We start from the raw sequence: 13,613 nt of genomic DNA on the forward strand, positions 1-13,613 counted from the left end.
CGGCTCCTTAGCCTTTGACGCCGCCGGCGGTGAGACCGGACACGATTTTACGCTGGAAGATGAGGACGAGGGCCACAAGCGGAACGGTCACGATCACCGATGCCGCCATGATGTTCCCCCAGGGGATTTCATACTGTGAGCCGCCCGACAGCAGCGCGATTGCAACCGGCACCGTGCGGGTTGTGTTCGAGGAGGTGAAGGTCAGCGCGAACAGGAACTCGTTCCACGCCGCAATGAATGCCAGAAGCCCGGTAGTGACGAGGGCGGGCCACATCAATGGCATGAACACACGCCTTATGATCACCCATGGTGTCGCACCATCGACGATAGCCGCTTCCTCGATCTCGATGGGCAGATCACGCATGAAGGTCGTGAGCACCCAAACGGTGAACGGCAAGGTGAAGATTGTATAGGAGAAAATCAGCGCCCAAGGCGTGTTGTAGATGCCTAGGCCGCGGATCACCTCAAACAGACCCGCCAGCACCGCAATCTGCGGGAACATTGAGACCGCGAGGATCGTCATCAGCAACAGGCCACGGCCGCGGAAGCGCACGCGGCTGAGCGCGAATGAAGCGGTGACGGCCAGGAACAGTGCCAGGACGACGACCAGCGTCGAGACAAAGATCGAGTTCAACACATTGCGTGGGAAAGACCCTTGGTTCAGCACCGACAGATAATTGTCGAAGCTGATCGAGGTCGGCCAGTAGGTTATCCGGAACAAATCGGTGCCGGATTTGAAGCTGGTCAGGATGGCGTAGTAGAACGGAAACACCGAGACCACCACGATGACCAGCACCAGCAGGTAAAACGCTGCTTTCTTGGTATACGCCCAGGCCATTAGCGGTCTCCCCCGTCAAAGTTCACGCGCCCGAGCCAGATGTAAACGATGGTGAACAGCGCGATGATGAAGAACAGCAGTGTCGACTGCGCCGAGCCGTAGGCGAAATTGTCGAAATCGAACAAATTCTCTCGCGCCAGGACCGACATTGTTTCGGTTGCGGGGCTGTTCGGCGTCAGGACGTAGATCAGATCGAAAATGCGCAGTGCGTCGAGAACGCGGAAGATGATCGCGACCATCAGCGCCGGGCGCACCAGAGGCAGGGTGATGCGGAAGAACTGCTTGACCGGATGCACGCCATCGATATCGGCAGCCTCGTAGATATCCTTGGGGATCATCTGCAGGCCCGCCAGCACAAGCAGCGCCATGAATGGTGTGGTCTTCCAGATGTCGACGATCAGGACCGCGGTCATTGCGGTATCGGTGCTCGCTGTCCAGGCGATTTTTTGCGAGATCAGCCCAAGCCTCAGCATGATGTCGTTGATGATGCCGAACTGGTCGTTCAGCATCCAGCCCCACATGCGGGCCGAAACAATCGTCGGGATCGCCCAGGGGATGAGAATTGCCGCGCGCACAAGGCCGCGGCCCTTGAATTCGGCATTGAGGACCAGGGCGACGATGATGCCCAGAACGGCTTCGATCGATACTGAAATCACAGCGAAACGGACAGTGTTCCACACTGCGTTCCACCACGCGTCGTCGACCAACAGCCCGCGATAGATGGTGCGCCCACTCTCGAGCGTCTGCCAGCGCAGATAATTGTCGAAACCAATGAATTCTGCGCCGTAAAGATCATTGAGCGAGGCGTCGGTGAACGAGAACCAGATCGAACGCAGCAATGGCCACCCGGCCACGATTGCCAGCGCAACGAGCATCGGCACAAGGAACCAGCGCGCGGCCCGCACGCGTTGCGCGAGAAGTTCGGAGCGCTTTGCGCCGCTATCGGCGACCGCCGGCCGAACCATGGTTTCGGTAGTCATGGCACTGCTTCCCCTATCACCCGAGCACGCGGCTTCGGGCACTTGCCTGGACTGTGGAGGGGCTGGTTGGTCGGCGGGCGGCGGGATTACCGCCGCCCGCCAGAAAGGCTTACCAGCTGTCGCCCTTGATGTCGGCGAGGTCGAGCTCGAGCAGCTCGAGGTTCTCTGCTGCCGTGCCGTTGCCGGACAGCGTCTCGTGCACCGCACCCCAGAACATCGAGGAAACCTCGTTGTAGTTAGACTGGGTCGGAGCCGACGGACGCGGCACCGCATTCTGGAAGATCTCCTTCCAGTTCGGGATGATCGGCTGAGCTTCAGCGATCTCGGCGTCGTCATACAGCGACTCGATGGTCGGCAGGTTCGACTGGTTGATCGCGCGTTCCTTCTGAACGTCTGCAGAGGAGAGGAACATTGCCAGCTCGATGGCAGCCTCAGGATCCGGAGAGTACTTCGAAACGGCTACGTTCCAGCCACCAAGCGTTGCAGCCGAGCGCCCCTCTTCGCCGGAACCGGCCGGAAGCGGTGCGACATCGAAATCGCCGGCGATCGCCGAGCCATCGCTGTTGCCGAGCGCATAGGCGTAGGGCCAGTTGCGCATGAACACGGCATTGCCGAGCTGCCAGACGCCACGGCTTTCTTCTTCCATGTAGCCAAGCACACCCTCTGGCGCGATCGTGCCAACCCAGCCTGCAGCCTGCTCGACGGCCTCGATGGCCTGCGGATTGTTGATCGAGATCGTGCCATCGGCTTCAACGATCTGTCCGCCGCCGTGCGAGGCGACCCACTCGAGAGCGTTACAGGTCAGGCCTTCGTAGGAATTGCCCTGGAAGACAAAGCCCCACATGTCCTGATTGCCCTCTTCACGCTCACCTTCCATGATCTCCATGGCGGTTTCTTCGAGCTCGGCCCAGGTTTGCGGAACTTCCTTGCCGTACTTTTCGAGAAGATCGGTGCGGTAGTAAAGCGCCGGCGCATCGGTGAAAGCGGGGAGCGCAACAAGCTTACCGTCCACCGTCTGGCTTTCGATAATCGAAGGGAAGTGGTCGTCGACAACGTCAGCCGCTGCTTCCGATAGGTCGAGGAACTGATCCGCCAGCTGCGGTGCCCAGATCACGTCGGTCTGATAGACGTCGATGTCGGAATTTCCCGCCGCAAGCCAAAGGCGATACTGACCGAACTGGTCGCTGGTCGAAGACGGCATCGGCACGATGGTAACGGTGTGTCCGGTCTCTTCCTCGAACCGGTCAAGCTGGCCACGCAGGAATTCGAGGCCGGTGCCGGTATCGCCCGAAACCATGGCAAGCTCTGCAGCATGTGCCACGCCGCCGCCAAGCGCTACGCTGGTGAGCAGGCCGACCAGCATCTTATTGATTTTCATGAAGTACCTCCCGAGAAAATTGCGAGGGAGGGCGCAAAAGAGCTTTCGACGCACCTAGGTACGCTGAAAACATGATCCTTCGTCTCCTCCCGATAAAGCTCTCCAAGTGACCATTTGAAATCACCCAAAGCGCTTTGGCAAAAAATGAAACAGAGGCAGCGTGAGCTGTCAAGCGTGCCAATTATGTTTTCCGCGCGGCAGATCCTCGAAATTTATCTTTTTCTATTTTTATCAATTGGTTAGTGGTTCAGATGCGTCAGGCTAGGCAAACGATGCGGCACTGTTTCTGATGTACGCACCTCATCTCACGGCGCCTGTAAGACAGGGCTTGCCAGAAAAATTGAAATCGCTTTGAATATCCGCAGGAGGAGGCGTTCACTCGACATTGCGCGGGTGAACCTCCTGCACAAATGGCTGCTCTCCAATGAGTCCGGCCATGAGCGCGGGAGACAGAATGACTATGAAACTCAAGGACTTGGCGCTTCATCTCGGACTGTCGCAAACGACAGTAAGCCGGGCGCTCAACGGCTATCCCGAGGTCAAGGAGTCGACCCGCATTCTCGTGAATGAGGCAGCTGCGCGCCTCGGCTATCGTCCAAATGCCAGCGCGCGCATGCTGGCCACGGGTCGCGCGGGAGCAATCGGCATGGTCTTGCGCGGCTCCGAGGAGTTCGGTCCCCACACCAGCGAGTTTCTCGGCGGCCTGGGCGGGCGCCTTGCCGAGGAAGAAGTCGACATCCTCGTCACCACGGTTGATTCCTATCAGGACGAACTGGCCGCCTATCGCCGCGCCGCAGCCAGCCGCAAGGTCGATGCAATGGTGCTGCATTCACCGAAACTCTTCGATGAGCGCGCGCAGCTCCTGTTCGATCTGAAGGTGCCCTTCGTTCTCCACGGGCGCACCGATATCGGCAAGGAGGTTGCCTGGTTTGACATAGACAATCAGGGCGCTGTCGAACGGGCCACTTCGCATCTGCTCGATCTCGGTCACAGGCGCATTGCGCTGCTTAATGGCGTAAAGGGCCGCACATTCGCTGAGCACAGGGAGGCCGGCTACCGGCTTGCCCTCTCCTCCCGGGATCTACCGGTCGAGGCAGCGCTGATGACCAATTCCACCTTTACGGACGAGGTCGCGTTCCGCCTGGCACAGTCAATGCTTGAGCAAAATCACCGTCCGACAGCCTTTCTCGCCGGCTCGATGATGACCGCACTCGGCGTTTTTCGCGCAATCAGGCAGGCAGGTCTGGAACTTGGCAGCGACGTGTCGATGATCGCGCACGACGATGTGTTCCCTTATCTCAACGCAGACAACATGTATCCGACGATGTCGACTACGCGATCTTCAATCCGGCAGGCTGGAATACGAATCGCCGAGCTGCTCCTGCAGTTGCTCGCCGGAAAGCCGGCTGGTGCGATCCATGAGGAATGGCCGGTCGAACTGGTGTTGCGGCAGTCGACCGCCGCCCCTCGACCGATCGCGCCCGCCAAGGCATATTCGGCCTCCTGACCAAGGAGGCATTCATGGCAGACACCCCCTTCGTTTCAACGCAATGGCTCGAAGAGGCTCTAGGGCGCTCGGATGTCGCGATCGTCGATGCCAGCTGGTACCTGCCGGGAACCGATCGCGACGCAGAAGCCGAATTCACTGCGAGCCACATCCCGGGCGCGGTCTTCTTCGATCTCGACAAGATCGCTGACCAGCACACCGCCCTCCCCCACATGCTGCCAACGCCGGAGTTCTTCGCATCGGTGATCGGGCAAATGGGCATTTCCGAGGACATGACAATCGTCATTTACGACGAGGCGGGGCTGTTCAGCGCTCCACGCGTCTGGTGGACATTTCGAGCGATGGGCGCAAAGGACGTGCGCATTCTCTCTGGCGGCGGCAAGCGCTGGCGAGAAGAGAGCCGCCCCCTCGCCACCGGCTGGCCTTACCCGCCCCCAACGCAGTTCAAAGCGGCGTTTGACCAGAAGAGGGTTGCAGATCTCGCGGAAGTTGAAGCAGCCTCGAAATCCGGCGGGCAAATCCTCGACGCACGTCCGGCACCACGCTTCGCAGGCGAACAGCCGGAGCCTCGTGAGGGGCTGCGCTCCGGTCACATTCCCAGCAGCCGCAACCTGCCCGCCTCGACGTTGATCGAGAATGGTGAACTGATCTCCAGCAGCGCAATTCTTAAAGCCGTGACCCATGCAGGTATCGACCCGGAGCAGCCTGTCATCACCACCTGTGGATCGGGCGTAACCGCAGCGATACTCGCACTCGCGCTGGAAACTGTCGGAAACGGCAAGGTCCGCGTCTATGACGGATCGTGGGCAGATTGGGGAAGTCACTCGGATACCGAAGTCGCCACCGGAAATAACTGAAGCTTACAACAATTTAAGGTGTGCCCGGCCCATCCCTTGCTAGTGTGTGCTCTAATGCCGAAGCGAGCGCCTGTCGCCCGTACGTAAGTGCATTGCCTCGCCACGAACTAGGATCGGTCGTTTGCTGCGCCAACTGTCTATCTGTCTCGTTCTATCGGCTCTGGCATTCGTCGGCTGGGTGAACTTCGCGCCCGGTGCACGACAGACGCTGGACGAATACGGCATATCGGTGCCGTTCCTGTCGGAAAGCGCGCAGGCTGCCGAAGGCGGCCCGGCACGCGGCGGCGGGCCAAGTGGCGGCTTTGGCGGCTGGCAGACTAATGTCGTCACGACGCCCGTAACCCTCGCCACAATCAACGATTCCCTCACCGCTCTCGGCGAAAGCGCCGCTGCCCGCTCTGTCACAGTCACCTCACCGGCAGGCGGTACGCTGGAAGAGCTGCTTGTAGCGCCCGGCGATGTCGTGGAAGCCGGGCAGATCATCGGGCGGCTGAACTCCGCCGCCCAGAGCCTTGCGCGTGATCGTGCGGCGCTTGCCCTGCAAAATGCCGAGGCAACGCTTGAGCGGCAGCAGGAATTGGCACGCAGTAATCTCGTCGCAAGCTCGGCGCTGAGCACTGCGCAACTCGATGCAGATACGGCCGAACTGGAATTGCGCAGCGCTGAATTGGAGCTGGAGGAGCGCCAGATCGTCAGCCCCATCGCGGGCACGGTCGGGCTCATGCAGGTGACCCCCGGCAATTACGTGGGTTCGCAGACCGCAATCACCACCATCGAGGACACCTCCTCGCTTCGCGTCAACTTCTGGGTTCCGGAGCGGTACGCAACCATCGTTCGTACAGGCATGCAGATCGACGCCATGCCAGTCGCGCTGCCCGGAGAAGTCTTCAGCGGCGAGATTTCTGCAATCGACAACCGCGTCGAAACCGAAAGCCGCACGCTGCAGGTGCAGGCGACTATTCCCAACGATGATGGCGCCATGCGCCCCGGCATGTCGTTTTCTGTAAGCATGGCTTTCGATGGACAGCAGTTTCCAGCCGTCGATCCGTTGGCCATCCTGTGGTCTGCGGAAGGCTCCTATGTCTGGAAATATAGCGATGGCAGAGCTGAACGTGTGATGGCAGAGATCGTCCAGCGCAACAGCGACGGTGTCCTCGTTCGAGCCGAGCTGCAGCAGGGCGACCCGATCATCACCGAAGGCATACTTCAGCTCGGCGACGGCGACGAGGTCAACCTGCTTTCAGGTCCGGATGGCAACCAGAACGCAGAGGCTGAACCTGCCGACGCTCCTGTCGAGCAGGAGGAGGGTTAGCCATGTCGATCGAACGCAAAAACCAGCGCGGCGGGACGCTTGCAGCGCTGTTCGTGCGGCGTCCCGTATTGGCCGTCGTCATCAATGCCCTGATCGTCGTCGGCGGCCTTGCAGCGCTTCTCGCTGCCGAGGTGCGCGAACTGCCAAGCGTCGAACAACCTGTCATTTCCATTTCAACAAGCTTTGACGGTGCCGCTGCGGAAACCGTCGATCGAGAGATCACGGCCGCCGTCGAAGGTGCCGTAGCCCGCGTTCAGGGTGTCACGGCAATCTCCTCCAGCTCCTCCAACGGTTCGAGCCGGGTATCCCTGGAGTTTTCCGACAATACCAATATTGATGTCGCGACCTCCGATGTACGAGACGCGCTCAGCCGTGTCGGTCGCTCCTGGCCTGACGATGTGGAAGACCCGACGATCCGTAAGGCGGATTCCAATGCGCAGGCGATGATGCAGCTTGCCGTGACCTCCGATACGATGGACACGGCAGAGCTTAGCCAGATCGTTGAGGATGTCGTCTCGGAACGCCTTGCTGCTGTGCCGGGCGTCGCCGAGGTTCAAGTCTACGGCACCCGGTCCAATTCCTTTGAAGTTGACGTCGACCCGATCAAGCTGGCGAGCCTCGGGCTGACAGTCGCCGACGTGCGCAATGCCCTGTCGACGATCGCATTCGATACGCCCGCCGGTTCGATCAACGGTCCCAACCAGAACATCGCCGTGCGCGCCATCTCGGAAGTTACGACCCCTGAGGATTTCGAGAACATTATCGTCAGCGGTCAGAACAGGCTGCGCGATGTGGCAACAGTCGTTTTTGACGCCGGCGCGAGTTCCAGCTTCCTGAGGGCAGATGGAAAGCCTGGCATTGGCCTCGGCATTGTGCGCCAGGCGCAATCCAACACCATCGAGATTTCGAGCGGCGTCGAGGATGCAGTTGAAAGCCTCAGCCAGACTTTGCCGGAAGGCGTCACCATAAAGATCTCTAGCGACGATGCCGTCTTCATCGAGGGCGCGCTGCACGAGGTGCAGATTGCATTGCTCGCCTCTCTCGTCATCGTCATCGTCATCATCTATCTGTTTTTGCTGGATTGGCGGGCGACAATAGTGCCGGCCGTAGCCATGCCGATTGCCCTGATCGGAGCCGTCGGCGGCATCTATATCGCGGGCTTCTCCATCAATATCCTGACGCTGCTGGCTCTGGTTCTGGCCACCGGCCTTGTCGTCGACGATGCGATCGTCGTGCTCGAAAATATCGTGCGCCGCCGCAATATGGGTGCCGGCGCGCGAGCGGCTGCCGTTCTCGGCACGCAGGAAGTGTTCTTCGCCGTTATTGCCACCACGCTCACACTGGCGGCTGTGTTCATCCCGCTTTCTTTCTTGGAAGGACAGACCGGCAGGCTGTTCCGCGAGTTCGGCTTTACGCTGGCAATTGCGGTCCTGTTATCATCGCTGGTCGCGCTCTCGATGGGGCCCATGCTCGCATCGCGGTTCCTCAAAGGCGGCGGCCCGGAGGCCGGCTCACGCCGGGGACTGTTTGGCGCCATCGGCCGAGGCGGCGCTGCGCTTTATCGCGGCACGCTGCGCCTCGCCCTTGCCAATCCCATGGTGGTGCTGCTGGTCGCGGCGCTATTCGCTGGCTCCGCCTATTATGTCTATGGCAGCCTGCGTCAGGAAATCACGCCGCAGGAGGATCGCTCACAGATCTCGATGTTCGTACGCGCTCCGGATACGGTGAGCCTCGATTTCGTGCGGACCCGGATGACGCAGATCGAATCGATGCTCCAGCCTTATGTCGATTCCGGCGAAGCAACGTCCCTGTTCGTCCTCTCCGGCTGGGGCACCGGCGGCATACTCTCGCTGACGCTCGCCCCCTGGGATGAGCGGGAACGCAGCCAGGCGGAGATCGCCTCCGAAATCAATCAGATGACCCAACGGGTGCCGGGAGTCAGCGCCTTTGTCCGGCAGGGCAACAGCCTCGGTATTCGGGGCGGCGGCGAGGGGTTGCAGTTCGCCGTGGTCGGCTCCAACTACGACGTGCTGGCGGACACCGCCGAACAGATCGCAGAGGAAATGGAAGAGGATGGCCGCTTCGGCCGTGTCCGCGTCGCGTTCGACACCACAGAGCCTCAGGTCACACTCAGCATAGACCGAGAACGCGCCAACTCGCTTGGCATCGATATTGCCGGGCTCGCGCCCACCATGCAGGCGATGATTGACGGCGCCGACGTTGGCAACGTCTTCATCGATGATGTCAGCTACAGCGTGCGCATGGTCTCGACCACCAACCCGGTCAACGACCCGCAGGACCTTGAGACGATTTTCGTCGAAACCGGTGATGGACGGTTCGTGCCGATGTCCACCATTGCCAGCATCGAGGAAGCTGCGGTTTCTCCATCGCTTGGACGTGAAGAACAGCGTCGCGCCGTCAGCGTTTCGGCAAGCCTCGATTCCGGGCTCGCCATGGGCGATGCCTACCAGCGCCTTCTCGAAATCGCCGAGCCGATTCTGCCTGAAGGCACGGCGATCCAGCCTCTCGCTGAAGCCCGTACCATAGGCGAGGCCAATAATGGTCTGTTCATCACCTTCGGCTTCGCCCTGATCATCATTCTGCTGGTGCTTGCCGCCCAGTTCGAGAGTGTCTGGAGTGCGATAATTGTCATGACCACGGTGCCGTTCGGCGTCGCAGCCGGGCTTTATGCGCTGCTCGTGACTGGGGGTAGCCTCAATATCTACAGCCAGATCGGCCTTGTGCTGGTCGTCGGCATCATGGCCAAGAACGGCATTCTGATCGTCGAATTCGCCAACCAGCTGCGCGATCAGGGCTACGCCGTTCGGGACGCTGTTGAGGAAGCGGCAAACATCCGGCTTCGTCCGGTCCTGATGACCATGATCGCGACCATTCTCGGCGGTGTCCCACTGGTCTTGTCACAAGGAGCGGGGGCAGAATCGCGTCAGGCCCTCGGCTGGGTCATCGTCGGCGGGCTGAGCTTCGCCGCTATCTCCACCCTCTATCTCACCCCGGTTGCCTATCTTTTGCTGGCGCGCTTCTCGAACCCGAAAGCCGAGGAAGAGGCGCGCCTCGAGCGTGAGCTCGACTCTGCTGAAACACCCAGGCCAGCAGAGTAATGCGTGCGTGAGATCGCATAATGCCTTGAAGCCGGATGAGCCATGATTGAATAATCGGCCCCGCAAAGGGAGTGACATGGCCACACGTCAGGAAATTTCGGCGAACCGTCTGGACGATGCGGCGCGCGCGGGTTGGCTCTACTATGTGGCAGGCAATACCCAGGATCAGATTGCGGCCAAGCTCGGGATTTCGCGCCAGTCCGCGCAGCGGCTGGTCTCGCTCTCGGTCAGCGAGGGTCTGATCAAGATGCGGCTCGATCACCCGATCGGGCGCTGCATGGATCTCGGTGCCCGGCTGAAATCCCGCTTTTCGCTCGATCTTGTCGAGATAGTACCCAGCGATCCCGAGAGCCCCTCGACCACGATCGGACTTGCCGAAGCGGGGGCAGCGGAAATCGAGCGTTGGCTGAAACTCGATGAACCGAGGATCATAGCCATCGGCACGGGCCGGACGCTGAAGGCGGCTATCGAGCAATTGACCCCCATGGAATGCCCGCACCACAAGGTCGTATCATTGACCGGCAATATCGCGCCGGACGGATCAGCGGCCTTTTACAACGTCATCTTCAATGTTGCAGACGTCGTTAAATCGCGCAGTTTCCCGATGCCCCTGCCTGTGATCGCATCCTCGGCGCAGGAACGCGAAATGCTGCACAGTCAGCCGATGATCCGCGAGACGCTCGAACTGGCGGCGCGTGCCGATGTCACCTTTGTGGGCGTGGGCGACCTTGGCCCGCAAGCCCCGCTCTATGAAGATGGATTCATCACCGAAGCCGAACTCAAGGCATTGCAAAAAGCGGGCGCGGTCGGTGAACTATGTGGCTGGGCCTTCAATGCCGACGGCCGGCTAATCGAGGGGTTCACCAATGACCGTGTTGCCAGTGCGCCGATTCCCTCGCGCGAAACATCGCTGGTCGTAGCAATTGCCAAAGGCGAGAAAAAATTGCCCGGTATTCGCGCGGCCCTCAACAGGCGCCTGGTCAACGGGTTGATCACTGACGAGCTGACGGCCGAGGGGCTTCTGGCCACTGAATAACCCACTGCAATAAAAGGCTTTTATAGCCTACACCCCTTCAAATTCCGCAGTATAGGTTCTGAACGCTTGGTTGTTGGCGCAGCCGAACCCATGCGCTTACGGCAAAGGAGCCTTGCGCAGGGGGATTGACTCTGCCGCCCAACCTGTGAGTATTTGCCCATCCTCGTAACAAATGCCCGTTACGACCGATGGGAGGTATTATGAAAAACACACCCTTTCTCGTGGGCGCGCTGACCATTGCGCTCGTTGGCAGCGCTTCGGCGCAATCCCTGACGATTGCCACCGTCAACAATGGCGACATGATCCGCATGCAGGAGCTGTCGTCGGGTTTCACCGATGAAACCGGCATTGAGCTCAACTGGGTCGTTCTCGAAGAGAACACCCTGCGCCAGCGTGTCACCACCGACATCGCAACCGGCGGCGGCCAGTACGACATCATGACAATCGGCAACTACGAAGTGCCGATCTGGGGCCGTCAGGGCTGGCTCGCGCCGCTCGACGATCTTGCGGAAGACGCAGACTACAATGTTGATGATCTGCTGCCGGCGATCCGCGGCGGCCTCAGCGTCGACGGCACCCTTTATGCCGTGCCGTTCTACGGCGAAAGCTCGATGATCATGTATCGCACCGACCTGCTCGAAGAGGCCGGTCTCGAGATGCCCGAAAACCCGACCTGGGAGTTTGTGGCAGAAGCTGCTCGCGCGATGACGGATCGTGAGAACGACATCAACGGCATCTGTCTGCGCGGCAAGGCCGGCTGGGGCGAGAACATGGCCCTCATCACCTCGATGGCCAATGCCTTCGGCGGCCGCTGGTTCGATGAGGACTGGAACCCGCAGTTCGATCAGCCGGTCTGGAACGAGGTTCTCAATTTCTACGTCGACCTGATGAACGATGCCGGCCCTGCCGGCGCCTCGTCCAACGGCTTCAATGAAAATCTCGCGCTTTTCCAGCAGGGCCGCTGCGGCATGTGGATCGACGCCACTGTCGCCGCCTCGTTCGTCTCCAACCCCGATGACTCCGAAGTCGCTGACATGGTTGGGTATGCAGTTGCTCCGGATACCGGCAACGACAACCGTGGCAATTGGCTGTGGTCGTGGAACCTCGGCATTCCTGAGAGCTCGCAGCAAAAGGATGCTGCAAAGCAGTTCCTTGCCTGGGCAACGTCACAGGAATACACCAACCTGGTCGCAGAGAACGAAGGCTGGGCAAACGTTCCGCCCGGCACCCGCACCTCCCTCTACGAGAACCCGGATTACATCGAGGCCGCGCCCTTTGCGGAAATCACCCTTGATGCGATCAACGCCGCAGACACCGTCAACCCGACAGTTGATCCCGTCCCCTATGTCGGTGGCCAGTTCGTCGCGATCCCGGAATTCCAGGGTCTCGGCACCACTGTCGGCCAGCTGTTCTCGGCAGCGCTTGCCGGACAGAGCTCGGTTGACGACGCCCTGTCCCAGGCCCAGTCGGTGGCCGAGCGTGAAATGCGCCGCGGCGGCTACATGAACTAGCACTTTGGCAGCGCGGCCCCAGTTGCCGCACTGCCGCCTCGAAGACGCTCGACAAGGCAAACTCTCCTCCCTTGCCGGTGTCTTCGTGCGTATGCCGCCCGGCCCTCCTCCACGGGCCGGGCGGTCACACTACCGGCTCAGTTCGCCATACGCCGGACCGCGCCATCGCAACCGGCGCCAGGAGGATGACTTTAATGGCAACCCGCCAGACCCGCGCTCTTGCGCGCACGATGATGGCACCCGCTGTGGTGCTGCTGCTGCTCTGGATGATCGTGCCGCTCGGCATGACGATCTATTTCTCGTTCCAGAACTACAATCTGCTGAACCCGGCGATGCAGAGCTTTGCTGGCTGGTTCAATTACGAATTCTTTGTCACCGATCCGGCCTTCGTGCAGTCGATGGTCAACACGCTGCTCCTCGTTGGCGGCGTTCTGGCAATCACCGTCATCGGCGGTACGCTTATCGCGCTATTGCTCGACCAGCCGATGTTCGGACAAGGGATCGTTCGTATCCTCGTGATCTCTCCGTTCTTCGTCATGCCGCCTGTGGCGGCGCTGATCTGGAAGAACATGCTGATGCACCCCGGCTACGGCATATTCGCGCATATCGCGCGGTTCTTCGGGATAAGCCCAATTGATTGGTTCGCTCAGGTTCCGCTTTTCGCGGTGATCCTGATTGTTGCCTGGCAGTGGCTGCCGTTCGCAACGCTCATCCTCCTGACCGCCATGCAATCACTGAGCGAAGAGCAACTGGAAGCCTCCGAGATGGATGGCGCCAATGCCTTCAACCGGTTCTTCTATATAATCCTGCCACACCTGGCCCGCGCCATCACCGTCGTGGTGCTGATCCAGACAATCTTCTTGCTGGCAATCTTCGCCGAAATTCTCGTCACCACCAATGGCGGGCCCGGTTACAACTCGACCAATCTGACCTTCCTCGTCTACCGCACCGCACTGCTCAATTACGATATCGGCGGCGGCTCGGCGGGCGGTGTCATCGCGGTCATTCTCGCCAATATCGTCGCCATCTTCCTGATGCGCGCCGTCGGCAAGAACCTGGACACTTGAGGAGGATC

Annotated in this window: 10 protein-coding genes; 7 read left to right on the plus strand and 3 right to left on the minus strand. The window is 60.3% G+C overall.

Features of this window, described 5'->3' with window-relative positions:
- Positions 1-7: 7 nt before the first annotated feature.
- The 3 genes from IE127_RS05610 to IE127_RS05620 form a co-directional block, all read right to left on the minus strand.
- On the minus strand, positions 8-838 hold the full coding sequence (locus tag IE127_RS05610) for a carbohydrate ABC transporter permease (protein ID WP_189424153.1): 831 nt from the start codon (positions 836-838) through the stop codon (positions 8-10).
- Positions 838-1,818, minus strand: a complete 981-nt coding sequence (locus IE127_RS05615; RefSeq protein ID WP_189424154.1) for a carbohydrate ABC transporter permease — start codon at positions 1,816-1,818, stop codon at positions 838-840. The genes IE127_RS05610 and IE127_RS05615 overlap by 1 nt, the downstream gene beginning before the upstream one ends.
- Before the next feature lie 109 nt (positions 1,819-1,927).
- On the minus strand, positions 1,928-3,196 hold the full coding sequence (locus IE127_RS05620) for an ABC transporter substrate-binding protein (protein WP_189424156.1): 1,269 nt from the start codon (positions 3,194-3,196) through the stop codon (positions 1,928-1,930).
- Between the two features lie 460 nt (positions 3,197-3,656).
- On the opposite strand from IE127_RS05620, the gene IE127_RS05625 reads away from it, so the two are divergent.
- The 7 genes from IE127_RS05625 (at position 3,657) to IE127_RS05655 (ending at position 13,605) form a co-directional block, all read left to right on the plus strand.
- On the plus strand, positions 3,657-4,703 hold the full coding sequence (locus tag IE127_RS05625; RefSeq protein WP_189424720.1) for a LacI family DNA-binding transcriptional regulator: 1,047 nt from the start codon (positions 3,657-3,659) through the stop codon (positions 4,701-4,703).
- A gap of 14 nt (positions 4,704-4,717) precedes the next feature.
- Entirely contained in the window at positions 4,718-5,560 is an 843-nt protein-coding gene (gene sseA, locus IE127_RS05630; RefSeq protein ID WP_189424158.1) for a 3-mercaptopyruvate sulfurtransferase, read from the plus strand.
- Between the two features lie 121 nt (positions 5,561-5,681).
- Entirely contained in the window at positions 5,682-6,872 is a 1,191-nt protein-coding gene (locus IE127_RS05635; RefSeq protein WP_189424160.1) for an efflux RND transporter periplasmic adaptor subunit, read from the plus strand.
- A 2-nt stretch (positions 6,873-6,874) separates the two neighbouring features.
- Positions 6,875-9,991, plus strand: coding sequence for an efflux RND transporter permease subunit (locus IE127_RS05640; RefSeq protein ID WP_189424162.1), 3,117 nt, complete (start codon positions 6,875-6,877; stop codon positions 9,989-9,991).
- A gap of 76 nt (positions 9,992-10,067) precedes the next feature.
- A complete protein-coding gene (locus IE127_RS05645; protein ID WP_189424164.1) occupies positions 10,068-11,027 on the plus strand; it encodes a sugar-binding transcriptional regulator in 960 nt (319 codons plus the stop codon).
- A 200-nt stretch (positions 11,028-11,227) separates the two neighbouring features.
- The gene (locus IE127_RS05650; protein ID WP_189424166.1) at positions 11,228-12,538 is read left to right on the plus strand and encodes an ABC transporter substrate-binding protein; all 1,311 of its coding nucleotides are present in this window, start codon (positions 11,228-11,230) and stop codon (positions 12,536-12,538) included.
- A gap of 194 nt (positions 12,539-12,732) precedes the next feature.
- On the plus strand, positions 12,733-13,605 hold the full coding sequence (locus tag IE127_RS05655) for a carbohydrate ABC transporter permease (RefSeq protein ID WP_189424167.1): 873 nt from the start codon (positions 12,733-12,735) through the stop codon (positions 13,603-13,605).
- Positions 13,606-13,613: the final 8 nt, after the last annotated feature.

It is taken from the genome of Devosia pacifica (genome assembly GCF_014652635.1).
Lineage (GTDB): Bacteria > Pseudomonadota > Alphaproteobacteria > Rhizobiales > Devosiaceae > Devosia > Devosia pacifica.